The organism is Pseudomonas saxonica (genome assembly GCF_007858365.1).
Lineage (GTDB): Bacteria > Pseudomonadota > Gammaproteobacteria > Pseudomonadales > Pseudomonadaceae > Aquipseudomonas > Aquipseudomonas saxonica.
Map to the genome: position 1 here is coordinate 659,319 of NZ_VFIO01000001.1, position 13,618 is coordinate 672,936.

At 53.6% G+C, this 13,618-nt stretch carries 16 protein-coding genes, 1 tRNA gene and 1 pseudogene; 6 read left to right on the top strand and 12 right to left on the bottom strand.

Features of this window, described 5'->3' with window-relative positions:
* Positions 1–602 precede the first annotated feature (602 nt).
* The 3 genes from FJD38_RS24730 to FJD38_RS03060 are packed head-to-tail and all read left to right on the top strand — an operon-like array spanning position 603 to position 1,795.
* The gene (locus tag FJD38_RS24730) at positions 603–791 is read left to right on the top strand and encodes a hypothetical protein (protein WP_244302698.1); all 189 of its coding nucleotides are present in this window, start codon (positions 603–605) and stop codon (positions 789–791) included.
* Between the two features lie 51 nt (positions 792–842).
* A complete protein-coding gene (locus FJD38_RS03055; RefSeq protein WP_244302699.1) occupies positions 843–1,565 on the top strand; it encodes a colicin E3/pyocin S6 family cytotoxin in 723 nt (240 codons plus the stop codon).
* Positions 1,562–1,795, top strand: a complete 234-nt coding sequence (locus tag FJD38_RS03060) for a pyocin S6 family toxin immunity protein (RefSeq protein ID WP_122783991.1) — start codon at positions 1,562–1,564, stop codon at positions 1,793–1,795. Before FJD38_RS03055 ends, FJD38_RS03060 begins: the two co-directional genes overlap by 4 nt.
* 54 nt (positions 1,796–1,849) lie before the next feature.
* Here the strand turns inward: FJD38_RS03060 and FJD38_RS24500 are convergent.
* Together FJD38_RS24500 and FJD38_RS03070 are read right to left on the bottom strand one after the other, a co-directional pair.
* Positions 1,850–2,098 (bottom strand): annotated as a pseudogene (locus tag FJD38_RS24500) (DNA adenine methylase); the annotation flags it as partial.
* 75 nt (positions 2,099–2,173) lie between these two features.
* A tRNA-Ser gene (locus FJD38_RS03070) sits at positions 2,174–2,263 on the bottom strand.
* 307 nt (positions 2,264–2,570) lie between these two features.
* Here FJD38_RS03070 and FJD38_RS03075 point away from each other — a divergent pair.
* From FJD38_RS03075 to FJD38_RS03085, 3 genes are all read left to right on the top strand, one after another.
* Positions 2,571–3,260, top strand: coding sequence for a crotonase/enoyl-CoA hydratase family protein (locus FJD38_RS03075; protein ID WP_146383882.1), 690 nt, complete (start codon positions 2,571–2,573; stop codon positions 3,258–3,260).
* A gap of 210 nt (positions 3,261–3,470) precedes the next feature.
* Positions 3,471–4,253 carry a lysophospholipid acyltransferase family protein gene (locus tag FJD38_RS03080; protein WP_122783988.1) on the top strand — a complete coding sequence of 261 codons (783 nt, stop codon included), beginning with the start codon at positions 3,471–3,473 and terminating at the stop codon, positions 4,251–4,253.
* Positions 4,254–4,333: 80 nt separating this feature from the next.
* On the top strand, positions 4,334–5,305 hold the full coding sequence (locus FJD38_RS03085; RefSeq protein ID WP_122783987.1) for a magnesium and cobalt transport protein CorA: 972 nt from the start codon (positions 4,334–4,336) through the stop codon (positions 5,303–5,305).
* 67 nt (positions 5,306–5,372) lie between these two features.
* Here FJD38_RS03085 and FJD38_RS03090 read toward each other — a convergent pair whose 3' ends face one another.
* The 10 genes from FJD38_RS03090 to FJD38_RS03135 form a co-directional block, all read right to left on the bottom strand.
* Positions 5,373–6,092 (bottom strand): amidotransferase, encoded by a 720-nt coding sequence (locus tag FJD38_RS03090; RefSeq protein WP_146383883.1) that lies wholly within the window; start codon positions 6,090–6,092, stop codon positions 5,373–5,375.
* Between the two features lie 602 nt (positions 6,093–6,694).
* Complete coding sequence (locus tag FJD38_RS03095; RefSeq protein WP_146383884.1) at positions 6,695–7,036, bottom strand: ribonuclease E inhibitor RraB; 342 nt, start codon at positions 7,034–7,036, stop codon at positions 6,695–6,697.
* A gap of 269 nt (positions 7,037–7,305) precedes the next feature.
* Positions 7,306–7,911 (bottom strand): START domain-containing protein, encoded by a 606-nt coding sequence (locus tag FJD38_RS03100; protein ID WP_146383885.1) that lies wholly within the window; start codon positions 7,909–7,911, stop codon positions 7,306–7,308.
* A 46-nt stretch (positions 7,912–7,957) separates the two neighbouring features.
* A complete protein-coding gene (locus FJD38_RS03105; RefSeq protein ID WP_122783983.1) occupies positions 7,958–8,212 on the bottom strand; it encodes a YkgJ family cysteine cluster protein in 255 nt (84 codons plus the stop codon).
* Positions 8,213–8,364: 152 nt separating this feature from the next.
* A complete protein-coding gene (locus tag FJD38_RS03110) occupies positions 8,365–8,844 on the bottom strand; it encodes a translation initiation factor 2 (RefSeq protein ID WP_146383886.1) in 480 nt (159 codons plus the stop codon).
* Positions 8,845–8,947: 103 nt separating this feature from the next.
* Entirely contained in the window at positions 8,948–10,387 is a 1,440-nt protein-coding gene (locus FJD38_RS03115; RefSeq protein ID WP_122783981.1) for an aminotransferase-like domain-containing protein, read from the bottom strand.
* 167 nt (positions 10,388–10,554) lie between these two features.
* A complete protein-coding gene (locus tag FJD38_RS03120; protein ID WP_122783980.1) occupies positions 10,555–11,370 on the bottom strand; it encodes an OmpA family protein in 816 nt (271 codons plus the stop codon).
* Positions 11,367–11,723 (bottom strand): DUF4398 domain-containing protein, encoded by a 357-nt coding sequence (locus FJD38_RS03125; protein ID WP_146383887.1) that lies wholly within the window; start codon positions 11,721–11,723, stop codon positions 11,367–11,369. The genes FJD38_RS03120 and FJD38_RS03125 overlap by 4 nt, the downstream gene beginning before the upstream one ends.
* A complete protein-coding gene (locus FJD38_RS03130; RefSeq protein ID WP_146383888.1) occupies positions 11,723–12,550 on the bottom strand; it encodes a substrate-binding periplasmic protein in 828 nt (275 codons plus the stop codon). The genes FJD38_RS03125 and FJD38_RS03130 overlap by 1 nt, the downstream gene beginning before the upstream one ends.
* Before the next feature lie 137 nt (positions 12,551–12,687).
* Positions 12,688–13,617, bottom strand: coding sequence for an electron transfer flavoprotein subunit alpha/FixB family protein (locus tag FJD38_RS03135; protein WP_122783977.1), 930 nt, complete (start codon positions 13,615–13,617; stop codon positions 12,688–12,690).
* Position 13,618: the final 1 nt, after the last annotated feature.

The following is a 13,618-nucleotide window of genomic DNA, read 5'->3' on the forward strand; positions in this document are numbered from 1 at the left end:
ATCGGTGCAAAACAAAATCATCCACGAGCGCGAGCTGGCTATTGGAGCCTCTTTAAAACACTAAAACTTTAATATACTCATTTACACATCACCGAACACCAAACAGATGCATCAATTAACCGTGACAAACACTTCACCAACATGTTCATGCGCTGCTATCCGGAATGAACGACCACGATGCATATTCACCACGAGAATCGATTGACTCACATTAAACGGCTAAAAACGGAAGTCTTGCTAGCGCAGCCATAATACTCAGATCAACTTACCGAGGTAATAGTGAATCCTCTTAGATGGGATGTCAGCCCATTGAAATAGAGGGTCAAGGGGGGCGTAGGCGCCACAAAAGTCCCACTCATGAATTTCCGGTGAGAGGCTGTGACAACTAAAATGTTTGATGCATATATACGTTCATTAAAGATTGAATAGTCCCATGTTTTTGGCAACACAATGACCGGTTCTGGCTGATAGCTGCCTGCGGCAATCGGTAGGTTTCCCTGTGGCACTCCACCCAACGAAACACACGGTTACGAAGTCAAAATGACCAAGCCTCAGACCCACCTGCAACCTTCATGCTTCAAATGCATTGACAGGCACTTCGCATGAAGAAGGACGATAAAGGCGAAGCTTTTTTCGAGCCACTCTGGAAACCCAGACGCCCAAATGGGGTGCATCATGGGCTGCATGGCAAAAGCCGACCCCTTTTGCCTTCCGCACCAGAGGCCATTGCATTGGCCATCGGTGCAGATGCCGGGTTAGCCCGCATAGCGGGTGGCGGCATCATGCAATAGCGTATGACTTGGGCAATACGTGGCACAGGGGGACCGGCCAGCATTTTTATAATGGGCATGCTTCCCGCCAAAATGGGCGACTGCACACTCCATACTGACGAACAACTGCGCAGCATGAGCAAAGCCACCACACGGGTGCGCTTTCAGTTCCGACGTGATGCCGAAGGGGTAACGCAAATTTACGGTATTCATACCGGCGCGTCTGGTGATGACTCAGTACGCACCGTGCAGGTGAAGTGGAACACAACCAAGACTGCGTTGGAGGCCGAGCTTAACGGAATCACCATTCTCTGGACGCCACCCAATAGCTCTTCACGAATGCCTGCGCTGGCTTACCCCGACGAAAGCGGCAAGCAACTGGGCACCATCCTCGTACACCCGATCCCGGAGAACACCGACAGCCAACTTGAAGACCTTCCCGGCGAAGACATCACAATCGACGACTGTATTCTTGTCTTTCCTGCTGACACTGGCCTGAAGTCACTTTATGTAGTGTTTGCAAAGCCGTTTAATGGCGACCACAAATACCACGCTCCGCCTAAAGGACTATCTGCCTTTCCAGACGCAAGGATCGCACCTCGTAAAACACCTATTCAAGGCGGAGGGGGATTACGCAAGAGGTGGAAAACTAGAGATGGCACTATATTTGAGTGGGACAGCCGACACGGAGCTGTAGAAAAATACAATAGTCGTGGGAAACATCTTGGGGAGTTTGATCACGAAACAGGTGAACAAACTAAAGAGGCTGATAAAAACAGAGAGGTCGAGCCATGAAATTTGTTGTCGAAGCATTTGATAAAGAGAACGAGTTTCTAGATTTTGAAATTGTTTTACCGGATGACTGCGAAGCACAACTCGCCAAAATAATGAACTGGTCATCTCAACAGCGAGGTGATGAGGGTTACAACCTTAGCAGCACCCAACTGTCTAGCATCGAAGCATTGACAGGTAAGCATTTCAATGACGATAAACACATATTCCAACTTACCTGTAACGTGAGCTGAAATACGACCTCTGATAAGTCACGTAGCGGGTACGGACTCATACCCGCGACACCCTCAAATCAAAACAACATCCCCATCCTCCGACACCCAATTCATAATCACCAACTCCCCACTGACCTCCCCCTTCCCTTGCCGCTGACTCGCGGTGCTATACCGAATATCCATCGCCTCAAACTGAAACCCCTCAAAAACCCGCCTGATATCCGGGTGATCATTTTCTCTGACCATCACCTTCCCTTTGCACCGCCGCATGAAGTCGACCATCCGTTCGGAGTTTTCAAACGCAAAGCCCACCCCATGCCCCCCTTTTTCCAGACGCCAGAAACCACAAACCCCCGACTTTCTCTAGGAAAATCAGGGGTCTGTGTTTACTTAATGTGGCGGTGAAGGAGAGATTCGAACTCTCGATACAATTTCTTGTATACACACTTTCCAGGCGTGCTCCTTAAGCCACTCGGACACTTCACCGTATCTCGTCAAACAAGTTCTGTCTGTCGAGGCGCGCTAATGTAGTCGAAAGCTTTCGATATGACAAATGTTTTTTTCAGATTTTTCATGCGGTTACAGAAATAGCTGTTTTTGGGGGCCTATCGAAGGGGCTATTCAGCCAAACTCCAGCCTGGGCTCAATGCCCATCCAAAGCCAAAACGCAGGCGCACCGCCTTCTATATAGAAGGCGCGTGCAAATGGCCTGACTCACCAGTCAGTCACAGCGCTTTACCTGCATCCCGGCGCTGGGTAACGTCTGACCCACTTAACTACAAGGAATTGCGCCATGAGTGACTTGATTTCCTATCAGCTGGACGACGGTGTCGCCACCCTGACCTTGAGTAATGGCAAGGTGAACGCCATTTCCCCTGAGGTGATCTCTGCTTTTAACGCGGCACTGGATCAAGCCGAGAAAGATCGCGCCGTGGTCATTATTACCGGGCAGCCGGGCATTCTGTCGGGCGGCTATGATCTGAAGGTGATGACGGCAAGTCCCGAACAAGCGATTGAGCTGGTGAGCCAAGGCTCCTCTCTGGCGCGACGCCTGCTGTCGCACCCCTTCCCGGTGGTGGTTGCCTGCCCGGGCCATGCTGTAGCGAAGGGGGCATTTCTATTGCTTTCAGTCGACTACCGAATCGGCGTTGAAGGCCCGTTCAGCATTGGTCTGAACGAAGTGCAAATCGGTATGACCATGCATTACGCAGGGATTGAGCTGGCCCGCGATCGCCTGCGTAAATCGGCGCTGCACCGCTCTGTTATCAACGGTGAAATGTTTAACCCGGTCAGCGCCGTAGATGCAGGCTTTCTCGATCAGGTCGTCAAGCCTGAAGCGTTGCTGGATACAGCACGGGAAGTTGCGCAGCAATTGAAGAAAATCAATATGAGGGCGCACAAGAACACCAAGCTTAAAGTGCGCAAAGAACTCCTGGAGGCACTGGATAAGGCCATCGAGCTGGATAAACACCACGCACTCTAACCTTCCGCGAAAAGCTCATCCCGATTGCTCCCGGCAACCGGGATGACCACCCTACCTGTTTACCCACTGTAAACACCTCTAACTCACGCCTCAGGACTGGCGTTGAAACAAATGCTTAAACATCAGTAATCTCCTACGTGTATCGGGGTAATTGCCGAATACGGAGCACATCCGTACACTGCGCCACCTTTGAATTCGGCGACTCTGTAAATGCTACTTTCGTTACGTATGATTTTAATGAGCCTGCATTTTGTGGCCGCGGGTATTTTGGGCGTGTTGCTCGGTATGTGCCGACCTTTCAACCCGGACAACAGCAGGCTCTGTGCGCGAATTTATGCCTGGCCCGCAAAATGGATTTTGGGCTACAAGCTCAAGACTGAAGTCGGCCCGTTGATGGACAAACCGCAGAGCTGCGTAATCATTGCCAACCATCAATCCAACTATGACCTGTTTGTGTTTGGCAACGTGGTGCCCCACCGCACCGTGTGCATCGGCAAAAAGAGCCTCAAATGGGTGCCCCTCTTTGGGCAGTTGTTCTGGCTGGCCGGCAATGTGCTGATTGATCGGGGCAATGCACACAAAGCGCGCAAATCCATGCTAATGACCACCCGCACGCTCCAGGAAAAGGACACTTCGATTTGGGTCTTCCCAGAGGGCACGCGCAACTTGGGCAAAACTTTGCTGCCCTTCAAAAAAGGCGCGTTTCAGATGGCGATCACTGCAGGCGTACCCATTGTGCCGGTCTGTGTGAGTACCTATTCACAGCATTTGAAACTTAACCGCTGGCACAGTGCCGATATCCAGATTCGCTCATTACCTGCCATTCCAACCGCAGGCCTGACCCTGGATGATATGCCCGCTCTGATGGAGCAATGTCGCGAACAAATGCATAACTGCATTGAGGCGATGGATCGAGAGCTTCTCATCCGACACAACCGTCGTCTGACTGCACTGCCCAAATCTGAATCCACAGCGTCTAACCCGAACCTCTGAATGTTTGTTGACTCAAAAGGTGGCATTGCGCGCTAAGCTGCTGCGTGCCTTAACCCTTTGAAGAAGAAGCGATTAGAACTATGGGGAAAGTTATTGCGGCCGCGGTTTACAACGCGGGCAAGAAAATCACAGACATTACTCCGGACGAAAGTAGCGCCTGGGCTCAAAAACCCGGCCACTTTGTCTGGATGGGCCTCGAACAGCCTGACGCGCAACAATTAGCCGACTTGCAACGCCAATTCCATTTGCATGAACTGGCTATCGAAGATGCACTGGAACAACACAGTCGCCCCAAGCTCGAAACCTTCGGTGATGCGCTATTCATCGTCATTTATTCGCCGATTCGCACAGACGGCAATCTAGAGTTCATCGAAACTCATATTTTCGCTGGCAATGGCTACATCATTACCTGTCGCAATGGCCACTCTGCCTCCTACCGAGCTGTACGTCAGCGCTGTGAGGCACGCCCGTTGCTTCTGGAGCATGGCGAGGATTTTGTACTGTATGCCCTGCTCGACTTTGTGACCGAGAGCTATCAACCCGTGAGCGAGGCCATCCACGCAGAGATCGAGCAACTGGAACGCAGCATTCTCGGCAACACCCTCAATGAAGCGAACATCGTGCACTTGCATAGCCTGCGTCGTGATGTTCTGCGGTTACGCCGCTATGTCGCGCCCATGGTGGAGATCAGCGAGGAATTACAGCGCCTGACCTTTCCCTTTATCGACAAAAACATGCGACCGTATTTTCGTGATGTGCAAATTCACGTCACGCGCCAGATGGAGGACCTCACCACCCTGCGCGATATCGCCACGCAAACCATCGAAATCGTGGTGCTACTGGAATCGTCACGGCAAAGCATCGTGCAGCGTAAATTCGCCGCATGGGCCGCTATTCTGGCCTTCCCGACGGCGGTTGCCGGTATTTACGGGATGAACTTCCAGAACATGCCGGAGCTGACGTGGCACTACGGTTATTTCGGCGTGCTGGGGTTTATTGCGTTGGGGGTAACGGGGTTATGGGCCAGCTTCAAGCGTTCTGGCTGGCTATAAAACGCACCCACTGCACGACAACAAAACGGGACCGTAGGGCCCCGTTTCTGCTCGTCAGTGATCAGCGTTAAACCGTGTGTGGCTGGGAGACAAAACGCATCATCCATTCAGCAACGGTGCGACCGTGATGCTCTCGCTCCAGACTGGAAATGCCGCTCGTATAGATCTGAGCGCCCAAATGCTCCTGACGCAGATCCAGCAAGGCACGTGAGTAGTCATGAATAAACTCGGGGTGCCCTTGAAAACACAACACTTGGTCGTTGATGTGATAGGCAGCAAATGGGCAGAAGTCGCTGGATGCAATGACCGTAGCGTTCTCTGGCAATGCCGTGACTTGATCCTGATGGCTGATCAACAGCGTCAAGTCCTCAACGACGGGGCTCATCCACGGTGCTTTGGCAGCCAGCGAGTACTGATGAGTTCCTACGCCCCACCCTTGGGTCGAACGCTCGCTCTTGCCACCCAGCAACAGCGCCAGCAGTTGATGGCCAAAGCACACACCCAGCAGTTTATCGCCCCGCTCATACCGGGTTAGCAAATAGTCTTTGAGAACCTGAATCCACGGGTCCGTACCGAAAGAGTCCGCTTTGCTGCCTGTCACCAGATAAGCGTCAAACACTTCGTCTTCCGCAGGGTAGTCACCCTCCATCACGTTAAACACTTCGAAGGTGGCTGCAATGGGCTGCTGGGAGAACAGACGTTTGAACATCTGCCCGTAACCTTGGTATTGATCAATAAACTCTGGACGCAGGATGTCGGTTTCCAGAATGCAGATGCGTAGCGACATATAAATTCCTGGCACGATAACGGCGATTGTGAAGAGGACAACTCCGTAAAGCCTGCCTTGAACGACATTCCAAGGCAAGCAATGAACGCCACCCTCAACGGCAATCACTTCCCGCTTTGACGCTCAATCGACAATCAAATGGCGCCTGAAAAACATTCCCTGACGAATGGTAGGTGTCTTGGCAGGAGTGATGGCAAATTGCCCGCCACGTCTAGCAATGGCCTGACAGGCCGAGCGTAGCGATGGTAATAGCGTTTTAGAAACCTACTGCACTTAGATGATGTGAAAGGGTTCTAAGTCATGTGTTATGGGGCTCTAAGGTTATCTTTGTGACGGGTTCGGCGCTTTTCAGGGGGCGCGCCCCTGTCATGGAGCGTCGCCGTTCAGGAATAACAACAAAAGGCAGGTCGCCATGTTTAAACACACAAAAGTACGTCAAGCCGGACTTATTCTCTTCGCCACCACTCTGCTGCTGATTTTGCCGAATCTGACCAAGGTTATCGGATGACAAATTCTCGTCAGCTCAAAACAGACTCACGCACTAAGCTTCATAAACGACAACGGCCGACCCCAAGGCCAGCCGTTGATCACCCCTCTCAGATTTAGTTAAGCAGGCTGCGCACCTCCTGCTTGACTCCCCAACCTTCAATAACTCCTCCCAGCGGAACAACGACCGCTTCGAAGTCCTGCTCAAAGTCACCAATGCCGCCGTAGGTTGCGTACATCACCTTACTCAACTCAAGATGCCAGGCACCGTCATCACGTACATTGACCTGGGCATTAAGAGATTCACCACAAAATTTCCCTGCAGCCCTGCGCGCCCGCTCCTCATCCGGGAAGATGGCGTAAAACTCAATGGGGTGAATGCGTGCAAAATCAAAACCGCCTTCTTTCATGCGGCGCAGCACATAGCTGCTGAGGTCTTCTTGATGGGCTGTGCTCATGAAACGTCCTCCTCGCAATGGATAGACATTTAGCGCTCCCGAGACGGCAAAGGTTTGGCCGAGCCGGGAGTAATAAGCATGTAGCGAACAAGATCAGAACCGGTCGAATACGTTTCCGGCCTGGAAGCAGAGTAGTCCTCTGCGGCGCGAACTGCCAAGTAGGCGCTGAACAAAAAATATTTACGATTAAATACAGGACTTAACGGCGTCGCCCGATATCTGCACAGATGCGCTGCTCAGAACCGGGCGATCACTCCTGCAGAGCAGTATTACTTCTGCGCACGCTCTTTCAGTGCCTTCAAGGTATTGAAGGGTGCATCCACTACAAATTTGTTGGCCAGCCACGAAGGCACGCTGCCACCTGGCTCGGTGTGCACCTGATAAGTGACCTCGGTCTGATTCGCACTTTTAGGCACTAGCTTCCAAAAGCCTTTGACCTGGGCAACCCGAACAAAGCCCTTTTCTTCAGGAAGATACGTAGGCTGCCCCTCGAGTGTTCGAGTCAGGGTGCCGTCAGGTGCTGTGTTGCTGGTGACCAGCAGAACCGAGTCGCGGGGTGTCACAGGCCAAGGCGTATTGAATTGGGTATACGTCCAGCTTTTGTCGCCTTCGTGCTTGAGCAGCTTTTGCGTTTTGCACTCGTGAATCCAGGCACAAGCACCTGCAACATCTTCTTGCAGGGCACTGATTTTAGCGACCGGCGCGTTGATGGTGGTGACACCTTGATAAGCCTTGTACTGCGAGCCCGGGACCTCGCTCAAGGAGACTTTGATGCCGTCTTCATCCTTTGCCACTTTCCAGTCTTCTGCGTGGGCCACACCCGCCAACAGAACACTCAAACCACACGCCAGTGCTACTTGATGCAACGAACCCATTGTCTTATTCCTTATTGTTGAGGTTTGTTCTTTGAGGCTAAACACACTAAGCCGCTGTCATCCGCTCCCACCAGCCGATCAGGTTTATCGCTTCTTCCCGATCACTGCCACACACGTCGATATTGGCCTTGAAATCACTGCATACCGCAGGGCGCTCAGGCTGGCCAAACAATCCACACAGAGCGTCGACTGAAAGGTGCAAGCAACGCTCACCGGCCGGCTTACCGTTGGGCATGCCCGGCAAGGGTGTACTGATGGAGGGGGCGATGCAGCAAGCGCCACAGCCTTCACGGCAATTCATAAGCGTCTCATTGAGGGGCAAAGTGGGTGGATGACAAGGGATAGTACTCGCTGGAACAGGCGTTTGAAATTGACCGTTCAGCAGAAAACGAGATGACTGAACAGTCAGTTTTCAGTCAGGCGTACGGGAATAAAAAGCCGCATCTCACCGGCTTACTGCTTGAATTCAAACTCCAATGCAGCACCCTCGATTTCATTTTGTCGTGCTTCGTTACGCAATTGCAGGCCCATCTCGTTGCTGATGAGGCGCCCGTTCAATTGAAAAGGACTGTCTTGAGCCGTCTTGTCACCAAACATATTGGGTAACAGGGGCTTATGTGCAGGCATAGGCACAGTGCCCAAAGGCTTGAGCTGGCGAACCATATCGGGCGGCAAGCTTAAATCCAGTTTGGCAGCGGGCAAAGGCTTTTTCGCGCTCCGACGAGCCGACTTGGACTTGGACTTGGACGCTGCAGACGATTTTTTTTGGGCGGCGGCCTGTTTCGCGCTGACCGCTGGTTTAGCCGCAGGTTTGGTGGCATGCGGCCTGACGCTGGTGGCTTCAGGCTGCGGCTGAGCAGCGGTAGCCGCCCCAGCATTCAACGCCGTTAATATGCCCGCCAGTATGAATCCCAGACAATATCTCGCTTTCATAGCTCCACAGCTTCAACGGTTAAGGTGCAAATGCTGGGCTTTAAGTCATAGGCTGACAAGCCGAATTTGAGCACCAGATATTTACAGGAAACACACAGCTCAATCAGTACAGGCTTGCCGTCTCCTGGCAAAGCTGATTGGCCAGCAACCCCAGGGTCATTAACGCCCGCTCGGCTTCGCGATTCCAGGGAATGCCGCAGTTTAGTCGAATGCAGTGATTAAACTGCTCGGTGTTGCTGAAAATCAGCCCCGGCGCGATGCTGATCCCCTGCTGCAAAGCCCGCACATGCAATTCTTGAGTATTTACCCGCCCAGGCAAGCTTACCCACAAAATAAAGCCTCCACTGGGACGCGACATTTGCGTGCCCTGAGGAAAGTGCTGCTGAACGGCCAACTGGAATGCACTCAGATTTTTGCGGTACTCCTGTCGGATATACCGCAAATGGCGGTCATAACCGCCATTTTCAAGGTATGCCGCCACTCCCATCTGCGTCACGCTACAGGCCGAATGGGTGGTGAAGGTTTGCAGACGCTGGATTTCTTGCTGAAACTTACCGGCAATCATCCAGCCAATTCGTACCCCCGGCGACAGTGTTTTCGAGAAGCTTGAGCAATAAATCACTCGATCCAGGCGGTCATACGCTTTCAAGGCCTTGGTGCGCCCCACCTCAAACATCAGTTCGCCGTAAATATCATCTTCAACAATCTGGATATCGAAATCAGAGGCCAAGCGTAGCAGCTGCTTTTGTCGCTCTTCCGGCATGGTGCCGCCCAGCGGATTACTAAGGCGCGTGGTCAACACCAAGGCTTTTATCGACCACTGATTAGCGGCCAGTTGCAGTGCCTCAAGACTCATGCCCGTTGCAGGGTCACTGGGGATTTCGATGACCTTCAAACCCAGCAGATCGGCGAGTTGCAGTAACCCGTAATAGGTTGGTGATTCGGCTGCAATCAAGTCACCCGGACGCGTCAGCACCCGCAATGACATTTGCAAGGCGTCGACACAACCGTGAGTGATGATGACTTCCGACGGATCGACCACAACCCCTGCGTCACGCATGCGGATCGCAACTTGCCGGCGCAGCGGCTCAAAGCCTGGGCTGAACATGTAACTGAACGCTCGCGGGCTGTGAAAGCGCGTGACCTTGGCCAACTGTTGATGCAATGCCCGTACGGGCAAATAGTCGACACTCGGAACGGCGGCGCCCAGCGGGAATACACCTTCACGACGTGATTCAACCAAAACTTGCTGGATGATGCTGCTGCGGGTGACCAGTCCCGGGCGCTCCACGCGGGCAATATCGGGGGTGGGCGCGGTCAAGGCCGGGGTTTGGTGCACATAGTAGCCAGACTGGGGCCGCGCCCGAATCAGGCCTTGATCTTCAAGGTTGGCGTAAGCCTGCAACACCGTGGCATGGCTGACATTGAGCTGGGAGCTCATCTTGCGAACCGAAGGCACGCGCTCGCCCGGCTGATAAACGCCACGCCGGATATCCTCAGCCAATTGCTGAGCAATACGTTGATACAGCAACAGATTGGTCATGGCGTAGCACTCACTGTTCAGGCTTTATTTTTGTGTCGAACAATACCGGAACAGTTTAGAAGTGTACGGGCACAGTTGTCACTCATCTAAGCCGTACAGGGCATACGCGGGGGCAACTGTATGGGTACAAACATCAGTAACCACCGCCCTTATGATCGGCTAAATGCTTAACGGACAGCGCCCAACTGGCCTTTTTCGTCAGAAAATACGATTTCGACCCGACGATTCTGTGCACGGCCTCGCTCGGTCGCATTCACGTCCACAGGATATTGATCACCGTAACCCTCAACTTGAATGCGTTTTTCATCAATCCCAAGGTCTACCAGCATATCCGCCACTGCTTGCGCGCGAGCCAGAGAAAGTTTGACGTTATCCTCCTGCCCCCCCGTGCTGTCGGTGTAGCCTTCAATGCGTACAACACGCTTGGGGTTCAATTGCAGGAACTGCACCAGTTTGAGCACTGTACGGTTCGCTGAATTTTTCAATTCGGCGGCACCGGTATCAAACAGCACATCGCCCAACGTCATCACCAAGCCGCGATCTGTCTGAGTTGTTGCCAGATTGATAATTTGCTCTTCGAGCCAGAGACCCTGCTGCTGGACACTCAGTAGCTTGGCCTCACGCAGAGCCAGTTGCAGGCGTTGGCGCTCCAGCTCGAGCTTGGCTGCCCGCTCCTGATTAAGCACTTGCTGAGTGTGTTCGCGAGCAATGTCACTGTATCGCTGACTCAGATACGCGTAATGCACCACATCGTTACCACTGCCCCAGAACGAGGACAGGCGATCCGCGCGAGCAAGTGATTCCCCAGCCCGGATGACGTCTTTAGGCGCGATGCGCAGCACATTACTGTCTTCCTTGACGGCCTGAAATTCGCTGCTGGCCTGCTGCAAAGCCTGCTCACTGTCAGGGTGCGTGGCGCAACCCGCCAGGCCAGCGCAAGCCACGATCAAGACACCACTGAAAACACCAGACGCAAGGTTCATTGCGCCTCCGCCAGCTGCTTGCGCAAGCGAGTAATTCGGGTATTGAGCACGTTCAATTGTTCCTGGCTTTTTTGGGTCAGTACGCGGGCTTCTGCCAAGCGTGCATCCAGCTCGGCCTGTTCAGCCTGCATACGAGCGTCTTTGTAGGAAGCTTCAGCCATATCGGCCTGAGCCTGAGCCAACTTATCTTCGGCTTGCTTGAGCTCAGCCACCGTGTCAGCACTGGCGCCTACCGCTCTGGCTTGTTCAAGGGCCTGTTCAGTCAAACGCAATTGTTCATTCGGCGCTGGATCATTTGCGCAACCCGCCAGAGCCATAACAGCCAAGGCAGCGAAAAGAGGTCGAATTGTCACTAAGGATTCCTACTGTTTTGGGACGCTGAAGGTTGCTGCAACTGCGATTTCCAACGTTCCAGATTGCGTTGCAAAGCCGCCTCGGCCATGCCGGAGGCGGGCAATTCTGTCATCTTTTTGGCGAGCTGTCCGCGCAGCCACGGCTCGTTGCAAGCCGAGTCATGGGAGATCGCCAAAAACAGGCCTGGCTGGTCAATCGGTTGTGGGTGCCCCACAAGATCTTGCGCTAAACCAAGGGTTTGCAGGGTAGCGATGCCCGCATAACGACCCGCCAGTACATATTCGACCTGGCCCAGTAGCAATTTCTGAATCGCCTGCGGCAACCCTGGCTGTCGCTCCAGGGTTAGTTGGTGCTGGGCAAAAGCGTCGAAGGCTTCAGTCATCCGCGCTTTTTCAGACAGCGCACCCAAATGCCCGTGCAAATCGGCTGGGGTTTCATAGGTTAACGACGAGTCTTTACGGGTCCAGACCAGATAATCATTGCGCACCAGCGGCGGATGGATGTAGTCCAGCGACGAAAGCCCTGCCACTGTCAATGGAGCATCCAGCAACACGTCCATTCGCCCGGATTGAACTTCGGCCAGTGCCTGTGAACGCTTGCCTGCGTAGAGGACGTCAACTTTAATTCCCAGCTCCTGAGCCACCTGTTGAAAAAGATCCGCGCTGGCTCCGATCAAGTGCGCAGGATCAGCAGGATCTCGCCACAAATAAGGCGGTGCATCCGGGCTGCCCGTAACAACAAGGCGTTCGCACTTGCCCGCAGCTTGGGACAGGAGTGGCAAAAGCACCAACCCCAACAGCAGCCTGCTTATCTGACGCACATCCATAACCCTGCACTCCGCATACTCAATTCATAGGCATAAAAAAGCCCGGCCGCTCAAGCCGCAAGAAATACGCAAACACAGAGTGTTGCGTTTTTCCCACAGCCCAAACGACCGGGCTCTTTATAAGTGAAGCAACTGGATTAGACCAGTTTCTCCAGCTCAGGTACGGCTTCGAACAAGTCCGCTACCAGACCATAATCGGCCACCTGGAAGATCGGGGCTTCTTCGTCCTTGTTGATCGCGACGATCACTTTGGAGTCTTTCATACCCGCCAAGTGTTGAATCGCGCCGGAGATACCGACCGCGATGTACAGCTGTGGCGCAACTATTTTGCCGGTCTGACCGACCTGCATATCGTTGGGTACAAAGCCTGCGTCCACGGCGGCACGAGAAGCGCCCACGGCAGCGCCCAGCTTGTCAGCCAGCGCATACAGGTGCTTGAAGTTGTCACCGTTCTGCATGCCACGACCGCCAGACACGACGATTTTGGCAGCAGTCAGCTCAGGACGGTCCGACTTGGCCAGCTCTTCACCAACGAACGACGAAGTGCCTGCATCGTGAACCGCTGCAACCGCTTCAACGGCAGCCGAGCCACCTTCAGCGGCAACCGGGTCGAAACCGGTGGCACGCACGGTGATCACTTTGACCGGCGCAGTCGACTGCACGGTAGCAATGGCGTTACCGGCATAGATTGGGCGGGTGAAGGTGTCAGCGCTGACGACCGAAATGATTTCGGAGATCTGATCAACGTCCAGCTGGGCAGCAACGCGCGGCAGGATGTTTTTGCCGTTCGAGGTAGCGGCAGCCAGAATGTGGCTGTAGCCCTTACCCAGCTCAGCGACCAGTGGGGCAATGTTTTCTGGCAGTTGATGTGCGTAAGCGGCGTTATCAGCCACCAGCACTTTAGCCACGCCAGCGATTTTCGCGGCCGCTTCAGCCACAGCGCCAATGCCCTGGCCTGCGACCAGAACGTTGATGTCGCCACCGATTTTGGCAGCGGCGGCTACGGTGTTCAGCGTAGCCGGAGCCAGCGTTTTACCGTCGTGTTCTGCGATTACCAAGATAGTCATG